This window comes from Methylobacterium sp. CM6241 (genome assembly GCF_054817845.1).
The window spans coordinates 1092232-1115873 of the sequence record NZ_CM139246.1 but is presented as its reverse complement, the minus strand read 5'-3'; the positions used below and the strand labels follow the sequence as shown (position 1 = coordinate 1115873).

At 67.1% G+C, this 23642-nt stretch carries 24 protein-coding genes; 12 read left to right on the top strand and 12 right to left on the bottom strand.

Annotation, left to right across the window (positions count from 1 at the left end; translation table 11 throughout):
• Nucleotides 1-70: 70 nt before the first annotated feature.
• The 4 genes from ACYQR9_RS05185 (at nucleotide 71) to ACYQR9_RS05170 (ending at nucleotide 3388) form a co-directional block, all read left to right on the top strand.
• Nucleotides 71-1045: an aliphatic sulfonate ABC transporter substrate-binding protein gene (locus ACYQR9_RS05185; RefSeq protein ID WP_461228910.1), complete on the top strand. Its 975-nt coding sequence runs from the start codon at nucleotides 71-73 to the stop codon at nucleotides 1043-1045.
• 156 nt (nucleotides 1046-1201) lie between these two features.
• Nucleotides 1202-1942, top strand: a complete 741-nt coding sequence (locus ACYQR9_RS05180; RefSeq protein ID WP_210348203.1) for an ABC transporter permease — start codon at nucleotides 1202-1204, stop codon at nucleotides 1940-1942.
• Between the two features lie 37 nt (nucleotides 1943-1979).
• Nucleotides 1980-2753, top strand: a complete 774-nt coding sequence (locus tag ACYQR9_RS05175; RefSeq protein ID WP_461228909.1) for an ABC transporter ATP-binding protein — start codon at nucleotides 1980-1982, stop codon at nucleotides 2751-2753.
• A gap of 125 nt (nucleotides 2754-2878) precedes the next feature.
• A complete protein-coding gene (locus tag ACYQR9_RS05170; protein WP_461228908.1) occupies nucleotides 2879-3388 on the top strand; it encodes an OsmC family protein in 510 nt (169 codons plus the stop codon).
• Nucleotides 3389-3464: 76 nt separating this feature from the next.
• Here the strand turns inward: ACYQR9_RS05170 and gshB are convergent, their stop codons facing one another.
• Together gshB and ACYQR9_RS05160 are read right to left on the bottom strand one after the other, a co-directional pair.
• Nucleotides 3465-4412, bottom strand: a complete 948-nt coding sequence (gene gshB / locus ACYQR9_RS05165; protein ID WP_461228907.1) for a glutathione synthase — start codon at nucleotides 4410-4412, stop codon at nucleotides 3465-3467.
• Between the two features lie 237 nt (nucleotides 4413-4649).
• Entirely contained in the window at nucleotides 4650-4940 is a 291-nt protein-coding gene (locus tag ACYQR9_RS05160; RefSeq protein WP_056426933.1) for a hypothetical protein, read from the bottom strand.
• 602 nt (nucleotides 4941-5542) lie between these two features.
• Here ACYQR9_RS05160 and ACYQR9_RS05155 point away from each other — a divergent pair.
• Nucleotides 5543-5719, top strand: coding sequence for a hypothetical protein (locus ACYQR9_RS05155; protein WP_311276602.1), 177 nt, complete (start codon nucleotides 5543-5545; stop codon nucleotides 5717-5719).
• 72 nt (nucleotides 5720-5791) lie between these two features.
• On the top strand, nucleotides 5792-6598 hold the full coding sequence (locus tag ACYQR9_RS05150; RefSeq protein WP_461228906.1) for a hypothetical protein: 807 nt from the start codon (nucleotides 5792-5794) through the stop codon (nucleotides 6596-6598).
• Nucleotides 6599-6636: 38 nt separating this feature from the next.
• Here the strand turns inward: ACYQR9_RS05150 and ACYQR9_RS05145 are convergent, their stop codons facing one another.
• Genes ACYQR9_RS05145 through ACYQR9_RS05135 form a run of 3 tightly spaced genes read right to left on the bottom strand, consistent with a single transcriptional unit; the run spans nucleotide 6637 to nucleotide 10185 of the window.
• Entirely contained in the window at nucleotides 6637-7239 is a 603-nt protein-coding gene (locus ACYQR9_RS05145) for a DUF1254 domain-containing protein (RefSeq protein WP_056427089.1), read from the bottom strand.
• Nucleotides 7236-7919: a DUF1214 domain-containing protein gene (locus tag ACYQR9_RS05140; RefSeq protein ID WP_461228905.1), complete on the bottom strand. Its 684-nt coding sequence runs from the start codon at nucleotides 7917-7919 to the stop codon at nucleotides 7236-7238. Before ACYQR9_RS05140 ends, ACYQR9_RS05145 begins: the two co-directional genes overlap by 4 nt.
• A 37-nt stretch (nucleotides 7920-7956) precedes the next feature.
• Nucleotides 7957-10185, bottom strand: coding sequence for a transglycosylase domain-containing protein (locus ACYQR9_RS05135; RefSeq protein WP_419953256.1), 2229 nt, complete (start codon nucleotides 10183-10185; stop codon nucleotides 7957-7959).
• Between the two features lie 312 nt (nucleotides 10186-10497).
• On the opposite strand from ACYQR9_RS05135, the gene ACYQR9_RS05130 reads away from it, so the two are divergent.
• The gene (locus ACYQR9_RS05130; protein ID WP_461228904.1) at nucleotides 10498-11019 is read left to right on the top strand and encodes a YcgN family cysteine cluster protein; all 522 of its coding nucleotides are present in this window, start codon (nucleotides 10498-10500) and stop codon (nucleotides 11017-11019) included.
• 16 nt (nucleotides 11020-11035) lie between these two features.
• Here the strand turns inward: ACYQR9_RS05130 and ACYQR9_RS05125 are convergent, their stop codons facing one another.
• The 3 genes from ACYQR9_RS05125 to ACYQR9_RS05115 form a co-directional block, all read right to left on the bottom strand.
• A complete protein-coding gene (locus tag ACYQR9_RS05125) occupies nucleotides 11036-11812 on the bottom strand; it encodes a creatininase family protein (RefSeq protein ID WP_461228903.1) in 777 nt (258 codons plus the stop codon).
• An 88-nt stretch (nucleotides 11813-11900) separates the two neighbouring features.
• Entirely contained in the window at nucleotides 11901-12338 is a 438-nt protein-coding gene (locus tag ACYQR9_RS05120) for a CsbD family protein (protein ID WP_461228902.1), read from the bottom strand.
• A gap of 206 nt (nucleotides 12339-12544) precedes the next feature.
• On the bottom strand, nucleotides 12545-12757 hold the full coding sequence (locus ACYQR9_RS05115) for a CsbD family protein (protein ID WP_056251411.1): 213 nt from the start codon (nucleotides 12755-12757) through the stop codon (nucleotides 12545-12547).
• Nucleotides 12758-13086: 329 nt separating this feature from the next.
• On the opposite strand from ACYQR9_RS05115, the gene oxlT reads away from it, so the two are divergent.
• From oxlT to ACYQR9_RS05095, 4 genes are all read left to right on the top strand, one after another.
• Nucleotides 13087-14394: an oxalate/formate MFS antiporter gene (gene oxlT / locus ACYQR9_RS05110; RefSeq protein ID WP_461228901.1), complete on the top strand. Its 1308-nt coding sequence runs from the start codon at nucleotides 13087-13089 to the stop codon at nucleotides 14392-14394.
• Nucleotides 14395-14397: 3 nt separating this feature from the next.
• Entirely contained in the window at nucleotides 14398-15174 is a 777-nt protein-coding gene (locus ACYQR9_RS05105) for a fumarylacetoacetate hydrolase family protein (RefSeq protein WP_461228900.1), read from the top strand.
• Between the two features lie 48 nt (nucleotides 15175-15222).
• Complete coding sequence (locus ACYQR9_RS05100; protein ID WP_056430895.1) at nucleotides 15223-16233, top strand: ketopantoate reductase family protein; 1011 nt, start codon at nucleotides 15223-15225, stop codon at nucleotides 16231-16233.
• A gap of 117 nt (nucleotides 16234-16350) precedes the next feature.
• The gene (locus ACYQR9_RS05095; protein ID WP_461228899.1) at nucleotides 16351-17886 is read left to right on the top strand and encodes an acyl--CoA ligase; all 1536 of its coding nucleotides are present in this window, start codon (nucleotides 16351-16353) and stop codon (nucleotides 17884-17886) included.
• A 143-nt stretch (nucleotides 17887-18029) separates the two neighbouring features.
• On the opposite strand, the gene ACYQR9_RS05090 is transcribed toward ACYQR9_RS05095, so the two are convergent.
• On the bottom strand, nucleotides 18030-19178 hold the full coding sequence (locus ACYQR9_RS05090; RefSeq protein ID WP_056430889.1) for a sensor histidine kinase: 1149 nt from the start codon (nucleotides 19176-19178) through the stop codon (nucleotides 18030-18032).
• 335 nt (nucleotides 19179-19513) lie between these two features.
• Between ACYQR9_RS05090 and ACYQR9_RS05085 the strand changes: the two genes are divergently transcribed.
• Entirely contained in the window at nucleotides 19514-19822 is a 309-nt protein-coding gene (locus tag ACYQR9_RS05085; protein WP_461228898.1) for a hypothetical protein, read from the top strand.
• Here the strand turns inward: ACYQR9_RS05085 and ACYQR9_RS05080 are convergent, their stop codons facing one another.
• The 3 genes from ACYQR9_RS05080 to ACYQR9_RS05070 all read right to left on the bottom strand — a co-directional run bounded on the left by ACYQR9_RS05080 (nucleotide 19823) and on the right by ACYQR9_RS05070 (nucleotide 23420).
• Nucleotides 19823-21682, bottom strand: coding sequence for a potassium transporter Kup (locus tag ACYQR9_RS05080; RefSeq protein WP_461229736.1), 1860 nt, complete (start codon nucleotides 21680-21682; stop codon nucleotides 19823-19825).
• 264 nt (nucleotides 21683-21946) lie between these two features.
• A complete protein-coding gene (bioD, locus tag ACYQR9_RS05075) occupies nucleotides 21947-22645 on the bottom strand; it encodes a dethiobiotin synthase (protein ID WP_461228897.1) in 699 nt (232 codons plus the stop codon).
• A 1-nt stretch (nucleotide 22646) separates the two neighbouring features.
• On the bottom strand, nucleotides 22647-23420 hold the full coding sequence (locus ACYQR9_RS05070) for a ferredoxin--NADP reductase (RefSeq protein WP_056454539.1): 774 nt from the start codon (nucleotides 23418-23420) through the stop codon (nucleotides 22647-22649).
• Between the last annotated feature and the right edge of the window lie 222 nt (nucleotides 23421-23642).

The window sequence follows — 23642 nt, the reverse complement described above, 5'->3', positions numbered from 1 at the left end:
GACGAAACGAACGGTCCTGGCTACCTCGGAAACCCCGCGCCGCTGCCGGGACCATGGAGACCATTGACCGATGACACTGTCTCGTCGCGCCATCCTGAGTGTCATCTGCGGCGCCGCGTCGCTTCTGCTGATGCCGCGCCACGGCGAGGCGGCGGAGGTCAAGGAGATCCGCCTCGATTGGGCAACCTACAACCCGGTGAGCCTGATCCTCAAGGACAAGGGTTTCCTGGAAGAGGCCCTGAAGGACAAGGGCATCAAGGTGCGATGGACCCAGTCGCTGGGTTCCAACAAGGCGCTGGAATTCCTCAATGGCGGCGCCATCGATTTCGGGTCCTCGGCGGGGGCCGCGGCTCTGCTCGCCCGGATCAACGGCAACCCGATCAAGGCGGTCTACGTCTTCTCGCGTCCGGAATGGACGGCACTGGTGACCCGCAAGGACAGCGGCATCACCAAGCCCGCCGACCTCAGGGGCAAGCGCATCGCGGTGACTCGCGGCACCGACCCGCATATTTTCCTCATCCGCGCGCTTCAGGGCGCCGGGCTGACCGAGAAGGACGCCAAGCTCGTCCTGCTTCAGCATGCCGACGGGCGCACCGCCCTCGACCGGGGCGACGTCGATGCCTGGGCCGGCCTCGACCCGATGATGGCGGCCTCCGAGATCGAGAACGACGACGTGCTGTTCCACCGCGATGCCGCCGCCAATACCTGGGGCGTGCTCGACGTGCGCGAGGATTTCGCCGCCGCTAACCCGGACCTCGTCCGCACCGTCATCGCCGCCTACGAGACCGCGCGCGACTACGCGATCAAGAATCCGGACGCCCTGAAGAGCGCCCTCGTCACGGTGACGAAACTGCCGGAAACGGTGATCGCCCGCCAGATCGAGCGGACCGACCTCACCCGACCCGCCATCGGCAAGGCTCAGGCGGAGTCGATCACCGCCGCCGGCATCGCCTTGCAGCAGGCCGGAGTGATCCCCGCCGGCACCGACGTGAAGGCGGCGGTGGACGGGCTGATCGATCCGCAATTCGCACCCGCCGCCCGCTGATCCGTGAACGAGTCCGCTGCGACCGAGCGCGCTGTGATCGAGCCCGCTGCAACCGCCTCCGTGGTGTCGGCCGCGCACGACGCGGCTGACGGGACGGCGTCGCCCAAGCCACGGGGGGACACTTTCTGGCACCGGGGCGGCCGCCTCGCGCTCGGCCTGATCCTGCCCCTGGCCCTGGTTATCGGGTGGGAGTTCGCCGTCCGCACCGGCCTCGCCCAGGGGCGGCTGATGCCTCCGCCGAGCCGGATCGCGGCGACCCTCCACGACCTTGCCGCCTCGGGCGACCTGTGGATGCACGTCCAGGCGACGCTGGTGCGCGTCGCCCTCGGCTTCGCCTTCGGCGCCCTGGCCGGCATCGCGGCGGGCGCCTTGACCGGGGCGCTTCCCACAGCCCGCCATATCCTCGACCCGACGCTCCAGGCACTGCGTGCCGTGCCGTCCCTCGCCTGGGTGCCGCTCTTCATCCTCTGGCTCGGCATTCTCGAGACGCCGAAAGTGGCGCTCATCGCCGTGGGGGTGTTCTTCCCGGTCTATATCGGGGTGGCGGGAGCCATCGCCTCCGTCGACCGCAAGCTCATCGAGGTCGGACGCATCTTCCGGCTGTCGAAGCTGCAGCTCGCCCGGCGTATCCTGCTTCCCGCCGTCCTGCCCGCGACCCTGACCGCCCTGCGCACCGGCCTCGGCCTCGGCTTCCTGTTCGTGGTCGCCGCCGAGCTGATGGGAGCCTCCGAAGGACTCGGCTACCTCCTCATCGACGGTCAGCAATTCAGCAAGGCCGACCAGATCCTGGCGGCGATCATCGCTTTTGCGATCCTCGGTAAGCTGGCCGATGCCGTCCTCGTCGCCGTGACCCGGCCTCTCACACGCTGGCAGGACACGGCGCGGGAGACGTTGTAGGTCCCCTCACCGGATCGAAGAAGGCTGGTGCCCCGCGATGCTCACCCTCGATAGCCTGTCCAAGACCTATTCCGACGGCACGCGGGCGCTGGAGCGCATCGATCTCTCCGTGCCCCAGGGCGAGATCGTCGCGCTCATCGGCGGCTCGGGCTGCGGCAAGACTACTTTGCTGCGGCTCGTCGCGGGGCTCGACCGGGCGAGCGAGGGCCGCATCGTCCTCGACGGCGAGCGGATCGCGGAGCCGCATCCGGGCGTCGGGCTCGTTTTCCAGGAACCGCGCCTGCTGCCCTGGCTCGATGTCGCCGACAATGTCGGCTTCGGCCTCGGCCACCTGCCCCGGGCGGAGCGCAAGGCACGCATCACCCATGCCCTGGACATGGTAGGGCTTGCCGAACATGCGGGCCGCTGGCCGCGGGAACTCTCGGGCGGGCAGCAGCAGCGCGTCTCCATCGCCCGCGCCTTCGTGGCGAACCCGCGCGTGCTCCTCCTCGACGAACCGTTCTCGGCGCTGGACGCCTTCACCCGCAAGGACCTGCACGGCCATCTCCTCGCCCTCTGGCAGGAGACGAAGCCGACGATCCTCATCGTCACCCACGATGTCGGGGAGGCAGTGGCGCTGGCCGACCGGGCGGTGGTGATGCGCCCCAAGCCCGGCCGGCTCGACGATGCGATTCCCCTGGCGCTGGCCCGGCCGCGCGATCCGGCCTCGCCGCATAGCGAGGCCGCCACCCGCCGCATCCTCGCTGCCCTGGACCGCTCGCTGAAGCCGGCTCAAGCGGCGGCGCCTACCGAGGCGGCGCAATGGTGGTGAGCCCTTCCCTGGCGTCCGGGCGCATCCCAGGTTAGACGCCGAGGCAAAGACCAAGACGACAATCGCACCAAGACGACAATCGCACCAAGACGACAATCGCACCAAGACGATCGAGGAAACACCCCATGGACGCCACCACCCTGCGCTCGCTCCAGGCCCCTCTCAAGGACCAGTACCGCAATACGCCGGAATCGGCCGTCATCACCCTGAAGGCCAAGGGCACCCTTGACGACACCTCCATCGCCTGTAGGGTCGAGACCGGGCGGGCGCTTGCGGTCGCCGGCCTTCACCCGGCCACCGGCGGGTCCGGCCTCGAACTCTGCTCGGGCGACATGCTGCTCGAGGCGCTGGTCGCCTGCGCCGGGGTCACGATAAAAGCGGTGGCGACCGCCCTCGAGATCGATCTGCGCGCCGGCACGGTGAGCGCCGAGGGCGACCTCGACTTCCGTGGCACGCTGGGTGTCGACAAGGAAGCGCCGGTGGGTTTTCGCGCGATCCGCCTGAACTTCGCCCTCGACACCGATGCGCCGCAGGAGAAGCTCGACCAGCTCCTCAAGCTGACGGAGCGCTACTGCGTGGTCTTCCAGACCCTGAACCACAAGCCCGAACTCGCGGTCCACGCGTCGAAAGGCTGATCGGCGAAGGCGCCCGGTTGGCGCCTTCAGCCCTCGCGCCGGAAAAGAGGAGCGTGCCCGGCGCTGAAAGATGCGCTCAGGCTGCTGCGATTCGCCCTTCGATCGCGTCCCAGACCGAGACCGCCAGATCCGGTCCCCCGAGCCGCTTGATCGCGCGGATGCCCGTGGGAGAGGTGACGTTGATCTCGGTGAGGTTGCCGTCGATCACGTCGATGCCGACGAGGATGAGGCCGCGCCGGCGAAGCTCCGGTCCGATCGTGGCGCAGATTTCCCGCTCGCGCTCGGTGAGGTCGGAGGCCGCCGCCGCCCCGCCGCGCACCATGTTGGAGCGGATGTCGTTGAGCGCCGGGACACGGTTGATCGCGCCCATCGGCTCGCCGTCCACCAGGATGATGCGCTTGTCGCCCTCGGTGATCTTGGGAAGGAAACGCTGGACCACCCAGGGCTCGCGGAACGTCACCGAGAACAGGTCGAACATCGAACCGAAATTGGCGTCCTCCGGCAGCACCCGGAACACCGCCGCGCCGCCATGGCCGTGCAGGGGCTTCATGACGATGGCGCCGTGCTCGGCCCGGAATGCCTCGATCTCCGCCTTGTCGCGGGTGATCAGGGTCGGCGGCATGAGCTGAGGGAAATCGAGGACGAACAGCTTCTCGGGCGCGTTGCGCACCTCGGCCGGGTTGTTCACCACCAGGGTCCGAGGATGGATCCGCTCCAGCATATGGGTCGCGGTGATGTAGGCCATGTCGAAAGGCGGATCCTGGCGCATCAGCACCACATCGACATCGGCCAAATCGACACGCTCCACGGCACCGAGGGTCGCGTGAGCGCCCTCCACATCCTGGACCCGGAGGGGCTCGACCCGCGCGGTCACCACCTGCCCCTGCATGGAGAGGCGGTCCGGCGTGTAGAACAGAAGGTCGTGGCCTCGCGCCTGCGCTTCGAGGAGCAGGGCGAAGGTGGTGTCACCGGCGATCCTGATCGCCTGGATCGGGTCCATCTGAACCGCGACGGTCAGAGCCATGGCGCACGAGCCTCATTCACGTTCGAGCATCGGCGAAGGCTCGGGGACCCGCCCGTCCCCAGTCTTCGTCGGACGCAGCAGGCCTAGTCGACGGCCCGGCTCGCGTCGACAGACTTCTTACCGGGACGCGTCGCCGAGGGGTGACTTTCCCCTGTCGGCGAGACTTGTCTCCGTGGTCCCGCCTCAGCGGGACCTATCCTCTCAGCGGGACTTATCCTCTCAGCGGGACTTATCCTCTCAGCGGGACTTGCCGCCGGTGCGACGGTCGTAGTCGCCGATGGCGTTGCGGCATTCGGGAGAGAGACGAGGGCGATTGCGCTCCATGCACTTCTCGGCCTCGTTGCTGTTGGGATCGACGCCGGCACAGAGGCGGAAGTAGTCGTTGGCGCAGCCGAGCTGCAGGCCCTGATCTTCACGCTGGGCCTGGGCTGGGCCGGCCGCCAGGAGAAGGAGCGCGAAGGGAGCGGCTTTCAGAGCCACGGACAGGCCCTTCGAGAGGCTGGAGGATCGTGTGGTCGCCACGCGCATTCTGCGTTGTCCTTCGCTCGGATCGGATTGAGGCGGCATATCTGCCGCTGCCATGGGTTAGCAAGCGCGCGGGATGCCGTCCTTGTTCCGGCCAAGGCTCATCGGACACGGAGGCGGACGGTGAGCGTGTCGTGCCGGTCACACTTTTTGCTCGATGCACCGCGAGACGGGTCATGAAAATGGCCCCGCTCACAGGTGGAGCGGGGCCGAGTACAAGGGAGGAAACGCCCGCCATGGGCAGCGAAGAGCGAAGCAAGGAGCAAGCCAGGGCTCGTTTCCAACTGCTATTCGGAGGGCCCCGTCGCTGCGGCGAAATTGCCACGCGACCGCGTTCCCCAGGTCAGCCGTCCCGCGCTACCCTTCGAATTGAAGGAGTGCAGAAACCTTTCGTTAACTACCCCGTGATGATCTCCGCTCTGCATCACGATGGATTGAGAATTCGACGGGGCCAGGCCCCGACGGGATTCGAGTGGACGCTTCCGACAGGTTCGGGTGGTGCGGATCGAGGATCGATGGGATCGCCAGCGATGACGCCTGACCGCAAGTCCCAGAAAGCCGACCTACATACCGGAGAGCCTTCGGGCGACCGGGGGGATCGTTCGATGACGCGCCCGACCGCGAGCGTCGTGCCGTTCCGCCAGAGCGCCGTCCGCCGCTTCCGCAGGGAAGACGAAAGCGCAGACGGCATGGCGGGAGAGATCCTGCTGTTCACCGGCGTCCGCTACGAGCGCATGCCCGACCCGGCGTTGCCCGCCCCCCGCCAGCGCCGACGCTCCTGACGCCCCACGCCTCTTGAGACCCCGCCTCCGGTCACCGCGAGCCGAGCAGCACCGTCACTCCGAGGAAGCGCGATGCCGGCGTCCCATTCCGTCAGCTCCACCCGACGCCCGGTCCGGACCGCAACCGCCGCCGCACTTCTGCTGTTGGGAGGCTGCGCCCAAAAGGGTGATTTCGGCCGTCCGGCCCCGAGCGCGTGGAACAGCCTCGTGGCATCCACCGGCACCGTGGCCGCGCATTACCGCAACGAGCCGGCCTCGTATTTCCCGCTCACGGATGACGAGCGCACCCTGCGTGACCGGGCCTGGCGCTTCCTGATGCCGGCAGCCGAGAACGAGGCCTTCACCGACGCCCTAGCCAATCTCACCCGCACCCGCGTGCTGCCGCCGAGTTGGCGGAACGATGACGTCGCCAGCTATCACGCGGCCCTGGTCGCGGAGCCATTCCGCTCGCCCGTTTCGCGCTATCGTCGCCTGTCGGACGACATCACGGCGGATGGGCGCCTGATCCCACTCTTCGTGGCTACGGCCGCGCGGGTGGCGAATGCCGATACCCTGCGCCTGCGCAGCCTGCCCTTCGTGAAGAGCCTGGACGACGAGAGCATTCGGCAGGCCGCCATGCGGGTCGCCGAGAACCGCTGCCTCGTGGCCTGGGTCCGGCTGGAGACGGGGGTTCGAGCGGAACGTTACCGCTACGCCCTGCAGCATCTCCTCGTGGAGGTCCCTTCGGTCGAAGCCGTCTCGGTCGAGCGCAGCCTCGCCGGCCTCGACGGACGCCGGGTGATGCTCGACCCGCTGCTTCCGGCGGAGGCGGAGGCGCGCTGCGGATTGGTGGAAGCGCCCGTTCCCAAGGCCGCCCTCCCCATCGTCGCGAAGTACTGAATCAGGGCTGCCCGTCCGGAGAGGATGGGGGCCGGCCATCAGCCGCCGGATTTCGCAGCGTCCTCGGTCGGGCTGTCGATGGTGCAGGAAACGGCCTGGACCGCCTCGTTCGCCGCCTGCCGCTGGCTCGGAAGGGCCGCGACCACGCGCACCACCACGAAGCCCTCCCGCTCGGTGGCGACGATCCGCACGTCGCGGCTTACATCGTTCTCGTCCTCGTTGGCCAAGGCTTCGTCGTATTGGGCGCGGGTGAGGATCACGAGGTCGAGGGCGCCGCGCACCGCCGCCTGGTCGGTGACGGCGTAGAAGGCCCCCCGCCGGCCATGAACGGCCAGGGACAGCATCAGCGCGCCGGTCCGTGCCGAGACCCGCATCGGACCCTCGGCGAGGTTGTAGGCGCAGATCCCCACGGCGACGGAGGGATCGGGAATGGGCAGCCACGCCTCGGCTGGAGCCGGGTTGATGCCGGTGGCCAGAGTGTAGACCGGCATCGCGTGATCGAGCGTCTCGCTGGTGCGTGCCTTCGTCAGCGCGTCGGATTCCGACAGGCTCGGGATCGCCAGCACGACGACGATATGCACCAGCCCGGCCAGGACGAGGCCGGCGAGGGTCGCGAGAAGGAAACGGCCGGTCGGGTTCATTCCGCGCATTCCGTGCGGGAGATCGTGGGAACCGCGGATCGCTCCACCGTGCCGGCGCTGGCCGCCACCGGCGTATCGTAGAGGCGGAGCGCCAGCCGCACCGGGCCGGCAGCGCGCGGCATGGGCAGCCAGTTGCCGGGCTGGACGTCCGGGGCGAGGACGATGGAAAAGCGCCCGTCCACGTCGCGCAGCACCTCTGTGGAGGTGAAGCCTTCGCGCATCACAGGCCGGTCGGGGTCACGCTTGCCGCGCCCGGCGACGGTGATGGTCCAGGCCCGTGCAGGAGGCGTCGCCCCGGCGATCCGGTAGGTGCAGGTGGCATTGAGGGCGCGGCCCTCGTCGTCCTGGGAGGCGGTGAGAAGCAGGCCTTCCCCCACCGCCAGGGGAATCTCACCGCGCCGGGCATTCACCGCGCGGGCATACGGATCGGCGCCGAGCGAGCCCGTGCGCGGCCAGGCGACCCAGCTCCCCACCGAAACGCCGCCGAACGGATAGCCGCCCCGCGTGGCGTAATCCGCCGCCGCCAACCCCAAGCCCGCGCCGAGGGCGAGCGTATAGAAGACGAGCCCGACGCGGGACGTCCGGCGCAGGACGGCCCGAAAGGCGCGGCTTCCCCGGCCGGCGACGCCCGCGATGCCCGGCATCGCGCCGGACCGGGCAGGGTGATCTGTGGTGCTCATGCGGCGGCTGACATCCTGGGGCCGTTGGACACCGTCGCTACGGGATGCCAATGCGGCCGCCGACCGGGCGGGCGCCATCGGCCACGGCGCCCGTGGTCTCCCCAGCGGCGGCGCGGGCGCCGGCGGGCGTCCCCGCCTCCACGGTGCGGAACAGTCCGTTCATGCTGCCGATGACCTCGAACGAGCGCCGCGAGAGCTTGCCGGCCGCACTGGCGGCGGCGTTGGGTGGTGAGGACGACCCGGCCTGCGCGATCGGACGGGTGTTCTCCTTGAGGCCCGGCATCGCCTTCAACTCGATTCCCTGGTGAGCCGTTTCCATCACGTCGTGCCAGGCCATGGCGGGCAGCGAGCCACCGGTCATCTTGTTGGTGGAGGTGGAATCGTCGTTTCCGAACCAGACGGCGCCCACGTAATTGCCGGTATAGGCCACGAACCAGGCATCCTTGTAGGCGTTGGTCGTCCCGGATTTACCCGCGACCTTGATGCCGTCGAGCTGCGCGCGACGGCCGGTCCCCTCCTCCACCACCTTGTTCAACATGAAGTTCATGTCGGCCACCACCTGGGGGGAAAGGATCTGCTCGGGCTTCTCGTCGGCATGGCGGTAGATCACCTCGCCGGAGGAGTTCTTCACCTCCATGGCCGCGTAGGGCTTGGCCTTGCGGCCGCCATTGGCGAACACCGCATAGGCCGCCGCCTGATCGATGACGTTCACCTCCGCCGAGCCGATGGGAAGCGAGACGGAATCGGTGAGCGGGGTGGTGATGCCCATGCGATGGGCCATATCGATGATCTTGGCGCGTCCGGCCTTGGCAGCGGGGAAGTCGCCCTTGATGCCGATGGCCTTGCCGAGTGCGACCGAGATCTGGATCGGGATCGTGTTGATGGATTTCGCCACCGCCACGGTGAGGTTGGTGGCGCCGGAGAACGAGCGGCCGTAATTCTGCGGGCACCAATTGCCGAGGCAGATCGGCCGGTCCACGACCCGGGTGTCCGGCCTGTAGAGGCCGGCGGCGAGACCCGCCGCATAGACGTAGGGTTTGAACGACGAGCCCGGTTGGCGCAGGGAATCGGTGGCCCGGTTGAACTGGCTCTCGCCGTAATCGGCCCCGCCGACCATGGCGCGCAGCGCCCCGTCCGGATCGAGGATGACCATGGCGGCCTCGTCCACGTCGTACTGGTCGCCGTACTGCCGCAGGATGTTCTCCACCGCCTGGTCGGCACGTTTCTGGATACCGATGTCGAGGGGCGTCTTCACGATCAGCACGCGGTCGCCGCGCAGCTTGCCGGCATCCGCCATGCCCTTGATCTCGCCGAAGGCCCAGTCGAGGTAGTAATCGGCGGTGATGTCGCGGGTGCGGGTCACCGGCGTCGCCGGGTTGCGCAATGCCGTCTGGATCTGGCCTTCGGTGACGAAGCCAGCTTCCACCATGTTGTGGAGCACGTCCACCGCGCGGGCGCGGGCCGCCGGCAGGTTGACGTGCGGCGCGTATTTCGTCGGCGCCTTGAACAGGCCGGCCAGCATCGCGGCCTCGGCGAGGCTCACGTCCTTCAGGGGCTTGCCGAAATAGTAATCGGCCGCCGCCACCGCGCCGAAGGTGCCGCCGCCCATATAGGCGCGGTCGAGATAGAGCTTTAGGATGTCGTTCTTGCTGAGATGGCTCTCGAGCCAGAGCGCCAGGAACGCCTCGTTCACTTTGCGCTCCAGCGAGCGCTCATTGGTGAGGAACAGGTTCTTGGCGAGCTGCTGGGTGATGGAGGAGCCGCCCTGCGTGTTGCCGCCGCCGCGCGAGTTCGACACGAGCGCGCGCGCCGTGCCGATCGGGTCGATGCCCCAATGCTCGTAGAAGCGCCGGTCCTCCGTGGAGACCAGCGCCTTGATCATGCTGTCGGGAAAGTCGTCGAGCTTCAGCGAATCGTCGTGCTTGATCCCGCGCCGCCCCACCTCGACGCCGTAGCGGTCGAGGAAGGTGACGGCGAGATCCTGCTGCTTCAGCCAGTTCTCGCTGGTGAGGTTGAAGGCGGGTTGCGCGAGGGCCAGCATCAGAACGGCGCCGCCGGTCCCGAGCGTCACCGCTTCGCTGGTGAGATCGAGGGCGACACGCTTCCAGCCGCGCACCGAGAAGATCTGCATGCGTTCCTGGAAACGCTCGTAGGTCTCGGCGGTGGAGCGGCCGCTGTCGTACAGGCTCGCATTCACCCAGGCATCGAAGCCGAGGGCGGCGTGTTTCAGGCGCGTCAGAAGCGAGGTGGCTTTGGGCAGGCGCACGACGTGATCTCTGTCCCTCAACGCACGGCCGGCACCGCTCACCGATGCCGCAGGTCAAGCACTACCAAGCTCCGCGCGTCTTCGCGAGGCCCGGCAATCCACACCACCCGCCCTTCGGCAGGGGAAGAACGCGGACGGCCCGCACCATAATGCGTCGGAAAGCGAAAACGTCGCGACGTCGGCGAGAATAACCCTTCGTCAACCTTGATCCGGGAATGGGGCGCGGAGGTGGCGCGGCTTGCCGATCAGGCCCACATGCGTCAAGGAGCCTGCGCGCTCCGCCCTCCGTTTCGAACCCCGAAGGTGCTCCCGATGAGGGACCGCACATCCCCCCTCCTTGCCCCGGACCCAATGGCGCCCGAGCGATCGAAGCCGTTCTGGCGAGAGAAGACCCTCGACGAAATGTCGTCGTCCGAGTGGGAAAGCCTGTGCGACGGCTGCGGCCGGTGCTGCCTGCTGAAGCTCGAGGATGACGATACCGGCGAGGTCTACCATACCGATGTCGGCTGCACCCTTCTCGACGGGCTCGCCTGCAACTGTCGCGATTACGTCAACCGCCAGAGACGGGTGCCCGATTGCGTCCGCCTGACGCCGGAGGCGGTCCGCACCATCCCGTGGCTGCCGCCGACCTGCGCCTATCGCCTCGTGCGCGACGGCCAGGATCTCTATCCGTGGCATCCCCTCGTCTCAGGCCGTCAGGCCAGCGTCCACGAAGCCGGGATCTCGGTGCGCGGCCGGATCTCGGGCAACGAGGAGGAGTTCACCACCGACGAACTCCTCGACCAGATCGTCACCTGGCCCGGCCGTACCCCGGAGACCGAGGACGAGGATTAGGCGCCGCGAAGGCGCCTCACGGATCGAGACGGAAGCGGTCCACGTCGCGCAGGAGATCGAGGAAGGCTCTCGCACCGTGGTCGAGGGCCGCGAGGCCGGCTTCGCGCGTGCCGAGAGTCGCGTTGCCGATGGCACCGGAAGGATGAAGGTCCTGCGATTTCCAGGCGAAGGCGGCAGGGCGGCCGGCACGCAGATGGGTGAAGTCGCGCTCCATCGCGACTGAGCGAGGCTCGAAATCGGCAATGGCCTGCCGACGCACCGAACCGGGCTTCAACGCCAGCATCAGCGCCGTCTCGACGGCGCCGGCATGGATGCCATGCCTGATTTCGTCGTCGGGAAAGAGGCCCGGCGGGTAGCCGAACCGGCTCCAGGCCGTGGTGACGGCGAGCATGCCGAGACTGCGCAGGTCGCTCGCCACGAGGTCGATGAGGCCACTATTGCCCCCATGGGAGGTGACGATGACGAGCTTGCCGCATCCGGCGCAATGGAGGCTGCGGCCGATCTCGCCCCAGGCCCGCAGGGCCGTCTCGGCCGTTAACGTGAGCGTACCGGGAAACGCGTCGTGCTCGTCCGATTTGCCGACGCTCTGGACCGGCAGGACCAGGATGTCGAGGTCGCTCGCATCGAGTTCGGCCAGCTTGGCGAGATAGCCTTCGGCGATGGTGACATCGGTGGACAATGGCAGATGCGGGCCATGCTGCTCCACTGCCGCCACGGGGAGGATGGCGATGGAGTGGCCGATGGCGGATTCGATCTCGCCGGTCGTGAGATCGAACCAGTTCCGCACCGCCATGGTCGTCGTGTCCCTTGCGGCCCCGCGCCGCCAGGGTGGTCTTCTAGGCCGAATAGGCCCTCACAAGAAGGGTGTCCGGATCTCGGACTCAGCGCGAGGGGCGCAACAGCCATCCGAGCCCGAAGGCTGCCGCCGCCACGAGAGCGAGCGTGACGGCCTTGTTCTCGTCCGCCCGAGCCGCCACCGCCCGGCCGTGCCGCACAGCTTCACCCCGGTAGTGACGGCCGCGGCGCTGAGCTTCGTCGGCGAGCGCATACCCACGGTCGGCGATCGCCTGGCGACGCTGCTCGGCTTCGTCGGCCAGGGCATGGGCGCGGGAGCTCGCCTCACCGATGAAGCGTTCGCCATCGCGGCGCAGGTCGTTCACGGTGTCGCTTGCTTCGCCATACGCGTATTGCGCTGCGCCGGCGGCCTGATCGTATGCGCCTTCGACCTGCTGGCGCGCGCGGCCCGTCACAGCGCCGATGGCCGTCTTGCCGCGACCCTGCAGATTACGGACGCCACCGTCGAAATGATCTCTGTTCATGGACACATCTCCATTCGCGAGCCGATGGAAGGGCGTGGGCCCGATCCATCCTGCCGTCGCACCGATCCGGGCGTTGGCCCTGAATCGGGGTCCCGGTCCCGGCCCTCGGAATCGTTGTTCGGTCTTTGATTCTGTCTCAGCTGGACGTCGATCTACGGTGAGGGGACGGAAACTCCCCTCACCGGACTGGCCATCGGGCCGGATCGTCAGATCTTCTTGACGGCGTCGGCGGCGCTCTGAGCCGCGCCCTTGATCCCGTCCTTGGCGTCTCCCACAGTCTTCTGGGCTTCACCCTTCAGTTCCTGCGCCTTGCCTTCGGCCTGCAGCTTCTCGTTGCCCGTGGCCGAGCCGACACCCTGCTTGATGTTGCCGACGGCTTCGTTGGCGAGACCCTTGATCTTGTCGGTGGTGCTGCTCATCGAAATGATCCTCATGATCGCTCGGGGAGGCCGGGACGCGGCATGCGCCGGGCACCGCGAAGTCGAAGGCCGAACGATAACAATTGCTGAAATGTTCCGATTCGAGGCCGTGGAATTGTACGATTCCCGACTGATCCGGGTGAGGAACTCCGCAGCTGAGCACTGACGTGAAGTTAAAGGCCTCCGCAGCAAGAGTTTGAATTTTTTATACGCGTGATCCAAATTTTTTGTTTCGGCTTGCGACGCCATTGCCAGCAAAGTTTCTTGAATTCAAAATATTCCCGGCTAGAACTCGGCAAACAACAGACGAGACACCGAGGAAGACGGTCATGACCGTTCGCGCCGCCATCCCACGTTCGGGCGGGACCACCCATCCGACCCTGGGCACGGCGTCCGCACCGCCTTTCGGGCGCTGGGGTCAGCTGGTGATCGGCGTGATCTGCATGGTGATGATCGCCAACCTGCAATACGGCTGGACGTTCTTCGTCCCCGACATCCAGAAGAAGTTCGGCTTCGACCGGGCGGCGATCCAGTGGGCCTTCACCCTGTTCGTGCTGTTCGAGACCTGGCTGGTCCCGATCGAGGGCTGGTTCGTGGACAAGTACGGCCCGCGCGTGGTCGTGCTGTTCGGCGGCGCGCTCTGCGGCATCGGCTGGGTCATCAACTCCTACGCCGCCTCGCTCAACATGTTCTATCTCGGCCAGGTCGTCGCCGGCATCGGCGCCGGCGCCGTCTACGGTACCTGCGTCGGCTCGGCCCTGAAGTGGTTCCCCGACAAGCGGGGGCTGGCCGCCGGCATCATCGCCGCCGGCTTCGGCGCCGGCTCGGCGCTGACCGTCGCCCCGATCCAGTGGATGATCGCCGACCACGGTTTCCAGGCCGCCTTCTTCAACTTCGGCATCGGCCAGGGCCTCGTCGTCTGCGCGCTCGCCTTCTTCTTCACCTCGCCCAAGAAGGGCCAGGTGCCGGAGGTCGTGGCCAACGCCAACATCATCCAGACCCGGCGCAACTACACCCCCGGCGAAGTCGCCCGCCAGCCGATCTTCTGGCTCATGTACTTCATGTTCGTCATCGTCGGCGCCGGCGGCCTGATGATCACCGCCAACCTCAAGCCCATCGCCTCCGATATCGGCGTCGACAAGGTGCCGGTCACCATCATGGGCATCACCATGGTGGCCATCACCTTCGCGGCCACCATCGATCGCGTGCTCAACGGCCTGACCCGCCCGTTCTTCGGATGGGTCTCCGACAAGATCGGCCGCGAGAACACCATGTTCATCGCCTTCGCCATGGAAGGCTTCGGCATCTACATGCTCTACCTCTGGGGCCACGACCCGCTGTGGTTCGTCCTGCTCTCCGGCTTCGTGTTCTTCGCCTGGGGCGAGATCTACTCCCTCTTCCCCTCCACCTGCACCGACACGTTCGGCACCAAGTTCGCCGCCACCAATGCCGGCCTGCTCTACACCGCCAAAGGCACCGCCGCCCTCCTGGTCCCGGTCGCCAACTACCTCCAGCAGGCCACCACCAGCTGGGACGGCGTCTTCCTCGTCGCCGCAGGCGCCAACATCCTCGCATCCCTCCTCGCCATCGTGCTGCTGAAGCCCTGGCGTGCCCGTATCGTTGCCCGGAGCATCTGAACCATGGCCCGCTGGATCGGATATCGTCACGACGGACGCGCCGGTTTCGGCCGCCTCGACGGAGAGCAAGTCACTGTCCACGAGGGCGACCTGTTCGACGCGCCCCGGGCCACGGGAGAGGTCCTGCCTCTCGCCGAGGTGGTCCTCGACCTGCCCTGCCGGCCGAGCAAGGTCATCGCCCTGTGGAACAACTTCTCCGCCATGGCCGAGAAACAGGGGCTGACCCCTCCGGTCGCTCCGCTGTTCCTGCTGAAGCCGGCCAACACCTATCGCCCGAGCGGCGCCGAGATCGCGGTGCCGGATTGCGCCGGTCGTATCCTGTTCGAGGGCGAGCTCGGCATCGTCATCGGCAAGGTCGCCGGCCGGAGCGCGCGCGACCTCACACCGGACGAGGCGGCCGACCACATCTTCGGTTACACCTGCGTGAACGACGTGACCGCGCTGGAGATCCTGAAGGCCGATCCGAGCTTCGCCCAATGGACGCGCTCCAAGGGACTGGACGGGTTCGGTCCCTTCGGCCCGGCCATCGCCACCGATCTCGACCCCGAGGCGCTCTCGGTGAAGGTGCGGGTGAACGGGCGCGAGCGCCAGACCTATCCCCTCTCGGACATGATCTTCCGCCCACACGAGATCGTCGCCATGATCTCGCGGGGCATGACGCTGGAGCCCGGCGACGTCATCGCCTGCGGCACCTCCAACGGTTCCGGCCCAATCCCGAAAGGCGCCACGGTCGAGGTGGAGATCGAGGGGATCGGAATCCTGTCGAACCGCTTCTCCTGAGCCGCACAGACCAGACCGACACGACATCCGGACAATGAGGATACCAGCATGAGCATCGCGATCGTCGGCGCAGGCGCCATCGGCGGATTTCTGGGGGTTCGCCTCGCGAATATCGGCGAGGACGTCACCTTCATCGCACGCGGGGCCAATCTCGATGCCATCCGCTCCAACGGCATGCGCCTGATCGAGGAGAACGGCTCCGAGATCCACGTGAAGAACCTCAAGGCCACCAAGTCCATGGAGGAGGCCGGCGTCCACGACGTGGTGCTCCTCACCGTGAAGGCGCATCAGGTCGGGCCGATCGCGGCCGATCTGCACCACCTCATCGGCCCCGATACCATCGTCGTGACCATGCAGAACGGCATCCCGTGGTGGTATTTTTCGGGTGGCCATGGCGGCGAACTCGCCGGGACGCATTTGGAAACCGCCGATCCGGGCCGGCTCATCGCCGAGTATCTCGACCCGAAGCATGTGATCGGCTCGGTGGTCTATCCGGCGGCCGTCCTCACCGAGCCCGGCGTGGTCCAGGTGATCGAGGGCCACCGTTTCGGTCTCGGCGAACTCGACGGCTCCATGAGCCCGCGGGTCCAGGCCCTGGCTCAGCTCCTGATCAAGGCGGGCTTCCGCGCGCCCGTCACCAGCGACATCCGCGCGGAGATCTGGCTCAAGCTCTGGGGCAATCTCAGCTTCAACCCGATCTCGGCGCTCTCGCACGCGACCCTGGTGGATATCTGCCAGTTCCCGGAGACGCGGGCGCTCGCCGCCGACATGATGCGCGAGGCGGAGACCATCGCGAACAAGCTCGGCATCACCTTCAAGCTCGGGATCGAGCGGCGCATCGCCGGGGCCGAGAAGGTCGGCGCGCACAAGACCTCGATGCTGCAGGACGTGGAGGCCGGGCGGCCGATCGAACTCGAAGCCCTCGTCGGCTCGATCATCGAACTCGGTCGTCTCACCGACACCCCGACCCCGCATATCGGCACCGTCTATGCCCTGATGCGGCTGCTGTCCCAGAGCCTCGAACGGGCGCAGGGGCGCCTGTCCATCGCGACGGCCTGACCACCGTTTCCCCGGCGGTCGCCCGCGACCGCCGATCCGCGTGAACATGTGCCGCTCCCCATGCGGCGGACCGCCTTCTCCTCCCCGAAGGCAACTGACGATGAGGACACAGCTACCATGGCCGAGACCGCAACCACCCTGCACGCGCTGATCCAGGCGGGCGCCGACGAGGCCACCGCCCTGTCGAGCCCCGGCGGCGTTCCCCTGACTTTCGGAGCCCTGCGGGCGCTCACGGAGAGAACGATCGCTTCTCTCAACGCGCAGGGCATCGGCCGTGGCGACCGGGTCGCCATCGTGCTCGACAACGGCCCGGAAATGGCCGCCGCCTTCATCGCCATCGCGGCGGGCACCACCTCGGCGCCGCTGAACCCTGCCTACAAGGCCGACGAGTTCGAGTTCTACCTGACCGATCTCAACGCCAAGCTGCTGGTGGCGGCGGAAGGCTCGCAGAGCCCGGCTGTCGCGGTGGCCGAGAAGCTCGGCGTGCCGGTGGTGCGTCTCACCCCGACGCCTGGACAGGGCGCGGGCAGCTTCACCCTTGCCTTCCCCGCCGGAACCGTGACGCCGGCCGCCAATGGCGGCCCGGCCCATCCCGACGATATCGGCCTCGTGCTCCACACGTCGGGCACCACGTCGCGCCCGAAGATCGTCCCGCTGAAACAGTCGAACGTCTGCGCCTCGGCCCGCAACATCCGCACCACCCTCGCCTTCACGGCCGAGGATCGCGGGCTCAACATCATGCCGCTGTTCCACATCCACGGTCTGATCGCCGGCATCCTGGCGCCGCTCTCGGCCGGAGGTCAGGTGTGCTGCACCCCGGGCTTCAACGCCCTGAAGTTCTTCGGCTGGATGAGTGAGGTTCGCCCGACCTGGTACACGGCGGTGCCGACGATGCACCAGGCGATCCTCGGTCGCGCGGCTCGCAACAAGGAAATCATCGCGGCCAACCCGCTGCGCTTCATCCGCTCCTCCTCCTCCTCGATGCCGCCGCAGGTGATGAAGGAGATCGAGGACGTGTTCGGCGCGCCGCTGCTGGAAGCCTACGGCATGACCGAGGCCGCCCACCAGATGGCCTCGAACCCGCTGCCGCCCCGGCCGCATTATGCCGGCTCGGTGGGCATCGCCGCCGGCCCCGAGATCGCCATCGTCGACGAGGATGGCGAGCCGCTGCCCGCCGGCGAGACCGGCGAGATCGTGATCCGCGGCGACAACGTGATGGCAGGCTACGAGAACAACGAGAAGGCCAATGCCGACGCCTTCACCAAGCAGGGCTGGTTCCGCACCGGCGACCAGGGCACGCTTTCGCCGGAGGGATATCTCTCGATCACCGGACGCCTGAAGGAGATCATCAATCGCGGCGGCGAGAAGATCTCCCCGCGCGAGGTGGACGAGATCCTGATGGACCACCCGGCCGTGTCGCAATGCATCACCTTCGCGATGCCGCACGACAAGCTCGGCGAGGATGTGGTCGCCGCCATCGTCCTGCGCGAGGGCCATGACGTCCTGTCGGAGAAGGAGCTGCGCGGCTTCGCCTCGGAGCGCCTCGCCCCGTTCAAGGTGCCGGCCAAGATCATCTTCCTCGAGGAGATCCCCAAAGGCGCGACCGGTAAGCTCCAGCGCATCGGCCTCGCCCAGAAGCTCGGACTGGTGTGAAGACGGGGCCTTGCGGCCCGTACTCGGGAAAGACCTCCTCGGAAAACCGTCCGGGGACCACCTGCCTTCAGACGACTTGCCCCCGATGCCCCGTCACGATCGCTCGTGACGGGGCTATGGTGGGTAAGCGTCGTTCGCGTTCCCTATGATGGCAGGACCATCCTGAGGGAGAAATGCGCGCCCTTCACATCGGGCGCCACGGTGAGCGGACCGCCGAGTTGGCGGCCGAGATTGTTGATGATGCGCATGCCGAGGCTCGCGCTCCGGGCCTGGGTCGGGTCGAACCCGTCCGGCAGACCGGCGCCATCGTCGGCGACGCCGATGACGAGGCCCCCCTCCTCATGCGGACGGGCGGTGACCCGGATTTCACCCTCTCCGTCGGGATAGGCGTATTTGATCGCGTTGGTGACGAGCTCGTTCACGAAGAGCCCAAGCGGAATCGCGAGATCGGCCGGAATGTCGAGACGGACCGCTTCGCAGCGAATGACGTTGCGCCGGGCGCTCTCCTGGAGCTTGCCGCAGAGCGCTTCCAGGAAGCCCGAGACGTCGATGGCGCCGAGGGTCGGCTGGCGCCAAAGCTGATCGTGAACCGCGGCCACGGCCTCGACGCGGGTGCGCGCATCGACCAGGGCTTCCTTCACCTTCTCGTCGTCCGAGCCGCGAGCCTGCAGGGCCAGGAACCCGGCGACCACCGCGAGGCTGTTCTTGACCCGGTGGCTCATCTCGCGGGACAGGAGGTCCTGCCGTTCCAGGGCCGCCTTCAGCCGCGCCTCGCCGCGCTGACGCTCGATGGCGCCGCCGAGAAGATTGGCGAAGCCCTGCATGAAGGCGATGTCCGCCTCCTCGAACTTGCCCTCGCGGGTGTCGTCCACTTCGAGCACCCCATAATGCCCGTCGCGGTTGGCGATGAGCACGTTGATGGCCCGCTTGATGCCGTGATCGGCCATGATCTGCGGCGTGCGAAACCGGGTCTCGACCTGAAGATGATTGGAGATGACCGGCTGGCCGGTCTTCAAGGCGTAACCCGCCGGGGATGCCAGATCGGCCCCTATGATGGCCTTGCCGACGACATCGTCCTTCCAGCCGACACCGGCGCAGATCAGCAGGCAATCCTGCTCTCTGGAATATTCCAGAGCCTTGCAGAACTCGGCCTTCATGCCTTCCGCGCAGAGCTCGACGGCGCGATGCAGCAAGGGCAACAGCTCGGTGGCACGCAGGGCCTCGACGCCGAAATCCGAGAGCAGGGCCTGCTGACGCAGACGCAAGGCCAGGGCGGGTGAGACATCGGTCATGGAAGATGGTCCTGCGACCGGCTGGATAGATGAGAAGAACGCCATCTGGTCTGTGCGGTGCCGTGAGGCAGGATGCAAGGGCGGCGGGGGTAACTCACGTGAGGGTGGCGTGGGGAGGACCGGATTGGCGGCAACGCTTCAGCAGCGGCCAGCGCAGGCGGAGGATATCGGAGGAGCAAAGCAGGTTATATAATAAGTACTTATAAACAAACCTGTTTGAGCTTGAGCGCATGACTTGAGATTATTGCCTGAACAAGAAAATTTCGCTAACTGCCCCGAAAAACCGGCGTCGAAAGCACGGTGTTCAGCCGGTACAACCGATGGGAGGATGCGAGATGTTCGACGAGAAAGTTGCCCGTGCCGTCCTCGTGGCGATGGCACTTCTGGTCTCCGCCCCGGCGCAGGCTTTGTCGATGAACGACCCGCTGACGGAATGGACCAAAGGCACGGCCATGGACTGGATGCAGATCGCCTCACGTCTCGGCAAGTCGTTCAACAGCATCAGCGAAAGCTTCACCGCCGGGTACTTCCTGAAATGCATCGATGACGTCGCCGCCTACGGCAACGCCAAGGCGGCGAAGATCGAGGATGCCATGCGCGAATGCGTGGCGGCGCGGATGCCGCGCAGCCCCGACGCCGAATAGTCAGATCTCGATCTCGGTGCCGACCTCCACGAGCTGGCGGGTGGGGATGCAGAACTGCGCGCCGGTGGCCTCGGCGTTGCGCAGGAGGAAGGCGAAGATGGTCTCACGCCATGTCGCCATGCCGCGCTGGTCGCTCTTCGGAATGATGGTCTCGTGGCCGATGAAGATCGTCAGGTCGTCGAGGAACTCCTTCGGCAGGGTCCCGCATTCGACGGCGCATCGTAGCCCGTCGGGAATCGAGGCGTCCTCCATGAAGCCGTAATGCAGGACGAGGCGGAAGATATCCGGGGTGATCTCGGTCACCTCGGCGCGCTCGGTCCGCGGCACGCTCGGCGCCTCCTCGTAGAGCGCAGTGACGAGCAGGATGCGCTTGTGCAGGGCATGGCTACGCTCGACGAAGCGCGACAGGTGGAGTGGAATCCCGCTCGTGGCCGAGGACAGGAAGGCCGCGTTGCCCGGCAGGGTGATCGGCGGCTTGCGGCGCAGCTGCTCGATGAACTCCGCCTCGGGCTGCCGCAACGTCGCGCGGGCCTCCTCCACCAGGATGTTTCCCTTGCGCCAGGTCAGCATCAGGAAGGCGACGAAGCCGGCCAGCACCAGGGGAAACCAGCCGCCCTCGAACAGCTTCACGCTGTTGGCACCGAGGAAGACGACGTCGATGGCGAGGAAGAAGCCGTTGACCGCGAAGACCGCGACGGGGTTGTAGCCCCATTTCAACGCCACGAGGGCGGCGAGCAGGGTGGTGATCGCCATGAGCGACGACACGGCGATGCCGTAGGCACCGGCCAGCTTGTCGGATGAGCCGAAGGTGAGGACGGCCGTGAGTGTCGCGGCCGCCATCAGCCAATTGATCACCGGGACGTAGATCTGCCCGCGCTCCTCGCGTGCCGTGTGGATCACCCGCATGGGCGGCAGGAATCCGAGCTGGATCGACTGCTGGGTGAGCGAGAACACGCCCGAGACGATGGCCTGCGAGGCGATGACGGTGGCCAGCGTCGCCAGCGCGATCAGCGGATAATAGGCCCAGTCCGGGCTCAGGCGGTAGAACGGGTTCTCGATCGCGTCGGGCTCCACCAGCAGAAGCCCGCCCTGGCCGAAATAATGGATGACGAGGGCCGGCAGGACGAGGCCGAACCAGGCGATGCGGATGGGTCTGGCGCCGAAATGGCCGAGATCGGCATACATCGCTTCGCCGCCGGTGACGGCGAGGAAGGCCGCGCCCAGCATGGCGAAGCTGACATGCCAGCCCGCATGGACGAGGAAATCCACCGCGCGCCAGGGGTTGAGAGCGCCGAGGATCTGAGGCGCGTGCCAGATGCCGCCGAGGCCCAGCAACGCGAGGACGATGAACCACACCACCATTACCGGGCCGAAGATGCGGCCGATGAAGGCGACGCCCTTGCTCTGGACCAGGAACAGCCCGACCAGGATCACAATCGTGATCGGCAGGACGAGGTGATCGAGCCCGGGGGCCGCCACTTTGAGGCCTTCCACGGCGCTCAGCACCGAGATTGCCGGGGTGATCGCGCCGTCACCGTAGAGCAGGGCCGCGCCGATGAGGCCGACGACGAGGAGCGCGGCCTGCCGCGTGCCCGGCTTTGCATGGCGAGCGCCGAGCAGCGCCAGCATGGCGACGATGCCGCCCTCCCCCCGGTTGTCGGCCCGCAGGATCAGCACCGCGTATTTCAGCGAGACGATGAGGATCAGCGCCCAGAAGATCAGCGATACCGCGCCGACGACCGCGATGGCGGCCGGTGGGCCGCCTCCGCTCGCCGCCCGCACGGCCTCCTTGAACGCGTAGAGGGGGCTCGTTCCGATATCGCCGTAGACGATGCCGAGCGCTCCGAGCAGGAGGGGCAGACTGGCACGGGGCGCGACGCGCGCGTCCGTCGGCGCTCCATGAGCCGTTTCCTGGTGGGCCAATGGAGTACTCCTTGCACGGACAAGCCGAAGACGCTGGCATCCGCCGGATCGAACCCAAGTCTATCGAACCTAAGGGTAACGGACGGGCCGTCCATGGTGTATGGCCCCGGATCGCACAAGTGACGACATCGTGCGCGGTCCCTGGGCGAATCCCCGGCGGGACGAGACAGACTCGCCATTTCCGGAACGCTGGCGCTGTCGTCAGGCGGTAAGGTTTAACGAGCCGGCCTGTACCAGCCGCGCCAGAGCCTCCGGGCACTCGCCGTCGCGGGCGATGCAGACGACCGGAACCGGCACATGGCGGGCGATGGCGTCGGCGACCGTCTCCGGCGACGTAGGAGCGCCGAGGCTTTCGCAGACGACGACGGCGAGCAGCCGCTGGCCGTGGCAGCGCAGGGTCTCCGCCGCCGTCAGCGCATGGCTGATCGCCCCGAGATAGCTGCCGGAGACGAGGATCGTCGGCAGGGCCAGGGCCTTGAGCCAGTCGAGGCCCGTCGCCTCCGACGTCACCGGGCTCATCAGGCCGCCGACGCCTTCGATGACGATGATCGTCTCCGGGGCGCCCCCCTGGAGCCGGGCCTCGCACCAGCTCACGAGCTCGAAAAGGCTCAGGCTCCTCCCTTCGCGGGCGGCGGCGAGATCGGGGCTGAGCGGCGCGGCAAAACGCCAGGGCGAGCAGGCCTCCACCGTCTCGGCCGTCAGCGGCATCCCCTGTGCGTCCAGCAGGATCGCCGTGTCGCTCTCACGAAATGCCGGATCGCCGAAGGGCGGGACACCGCTCGCCAGAGGCTTCAGGGTCGAAACGGCGCAGTCCTGCGCGCGCAGGGCACGCGTCAGGGACGCGGTGACGTAGGTCTTGCCGATCTCGGTGCCGGCGCCGGCGACGAAGACGGCGCGCACGTCACTTCTCGACGAAAGCCTTCTCGATGACGTAGTGGCCGGCCTCACCATGGTTGCCTTCCACGTAACCGCCGCTGGTCAGCATCTCGCGGGTGTCGCGGATCATGTCCGGCGAGCCGCACAGCATGAACCGGTCGTTCTCCACCGACATCGGCGGCAGGCCGATATCCTCGAACAGCTTGCCGGAGGTCATCAGGTCGGTGATCCGGCCACGGTTGCGGAAGGGCTCGCGGGTGACCGTGGGGTAATAGATCAGGCCGGCGGAGATGACCTCGCCGAGGAACTCGTGGTTGGGCAGGTCCTGCGTGATCGTCTCGCCATAGGCGAGTTCCGAGACCTGTCGGCAACCATGGACGAGAACGACCTTCTCGAAGCGCTCGTAGGTCTCCGGGTCCTTGATGATCGACATGAACGGCGCGAGGCCGGTGCCGGTGCCGAGGAGATAGAGGTTCTTGCCCGGCATCAAATTGTCGAGCACCAGCGTCCCGGTGGGCTTCTTGCCGACGATGATCGGGTCCCCGACCTTGAGGTGCTGCAGCCGGGAGGTGAGCGGGCCGTTCTCGACCTTGATCGAGAAGAACTCGAGCTCTTCCTCGTAATTGGCCGAGACCACGCTGTAGGCGCGCAGCAGCGGACGGCCCTCGACCTCGATTCCCATCATCACGAACTCGCCGTTGCGGAAGCGGAACGCGGGGTCACGGGTGGTGCGGAAGGAGAACAGCGTGTCGGTCCAGTGATGGACACTCAGTACACGCTCCTCGTTGAACTTGCTCATCGACGGGTCCGTCTCAAACTTCGCTTGCGAATCTCGGCCTTCAGCCGGGTCTTCTCGCACCTGCGGCACGCCCGTCAAGGCATAGCAGGCGCGCAGGCAGCGAAACCGCCAACTGTCTGGAATTGCTCTTACTTGAGGGCGGCGATGCCTCGGGCGATGCGACCTCGTCTCGATTCCTTCTCAAGATCTTGCGGGAACGCGGGTGGGAAGGGGCATTCGCGG

Bases quoted from the DNA above. Each gene is read 5' to 3' on its own strand.
- ACYQR9_RS05160 (WP_056426933.1), bottom strand. From the start codon at position 4,940: ATGCGCGTGGCGACCACACGATCCTCCAGCCTCTCGAAGGGCCTGTCC.
- ACYQR9_RS05170 (WP_461228908.1), top strand. From the start codon at position 2,879: ATGGACGCCACCACCCTGCGCTCGCTCCAGGCCCCTCTCAAGGACCAG.
- ACYQR9_RS05150 (WP_461228906.1), top strand. From the start codon at position 5,792: ATGCCGGCGTCCCATTCCGTCAGCTCCACCCGACGCCCGGTCCGGACC.
- ACYQR9_RS05100 (WP_056430895.1), top strand. From the start codon at position 15,223: ATGAGCATCGCGATCGTCGGCGCAGGCGCCATCGGCGGATTTCTGGGG.
- ACYQR9_RS05105 (WP_461228900.1), top strand. From the start codon at position 14,398: ATGGCCCGCTGGATCGGATATCGTCACGACGGACGCGCCGGTTTCGGC.
- ACYQR9_RS05175 (WP_461228909.1), top strand. From the start codon at position 1,980: ATGCTCACCCTCGATAGCCTGTCCAAGACCTATTCCGACGGCACGCGG.
- ACYQR9_RS05145 (WP_056427089.1), bottom strand. From the start codon at position 7,239: ATGAACCCGACCGGCCGTTTCCTTCTCGCGACCCTCGCCGGCCTCGTC.
- ACYQR9_RS05085 (WP_461228898.1), top strand. From the start codon at position 19,514: ATGTTCGACGAGAAAGTTGCCCGTGCCGTCCTCGTGGCGATGGCACTT.
- ACYQR9_RS05130 (WP_461228904.1), top strand. From the start codon at position 10,498: ATGAGGGACCGCACATCCCCCCTCCTTGCCCCGGACCCAATGGCGCCC.
- oxlT (WP_461228901.1), top strand. From the start codon at position 13,087: ATGACCGTTCGCGCCGCCATCCCACGTTCGGGCGGGACCACCCATCCG.
- ACYQR9_RS05095 (WP_461228899.1), top strand. From the start codon at position 16,351: ATGGCCGAGACCGCAACCACCCTGCACGCGCTGATCCAGGCGGGCGCC.
- ACYQR9_RS05125 (WP_461228903.1), bottom strand. From the start codon at position 11,812: ATGGCGGTGCGGAACTGGTTCGATCTCACGACCGGCGAGATCGAATCC.
- gshB (WP_461228907.1), bottom strand. From the start codon at position 4,412: ATGGCTCTGACCGTCGCGGTTCAGATGGACCCGATCCAGGCGATCAGG.
- ACYQR9_RS05070 (WP_056454539.1), bottom strand. From the start codon at position 23,420: ATGAGCAAGTTCAACGAGGAGCGTGTACTGAGTGTCCATCACTGGACC.
- ACYQR9_RS05120 (WP_461228902.1), bottom strand. From the start codon at position 12,338: ATGAACAGAGATCATTTCGACGGTGGCGTCCGTAATCTGCAGGGTCGC.
- ACYQR9_RS05115 (WP_056251411.1), bottom strand. From the start codon at position 12,757: ATGAGCAGCACCACCGACAAGATCAAGGGTCTCGCCAACGAAGCCGTC.
- ACYQR9_RS05155 (WP_311276602.1), top strand. From the start codon at position 5,543: ATGACGCGCCCGACCGCGAGCGTCGTGCCGTTCCGCCAGAGCGCCGTC.
- ACYQR9_RS05185 (WP_461228910.1), top strand. From the start codon at position 71: ATGACACTGTCTCGTCGCGCCATCCTGAGTGTCATCTGCGGCGCCGCG.
- ACYQR9_RS05140 (WP_461228905.1), bottom strand. From the start codon at position 7,919: ATGAGCACCACAGATCACCCTGCCCGGTCCGGCGCGATGCCGGGCATC.
- ACYQR9_RS05090 (WP_056430889.1), bottom strand. From the start codon at position 19,178: ATGACCGATGTCTCACCCGCCCTGGCCTTGCGTCTGCGTCAGCAGGCC.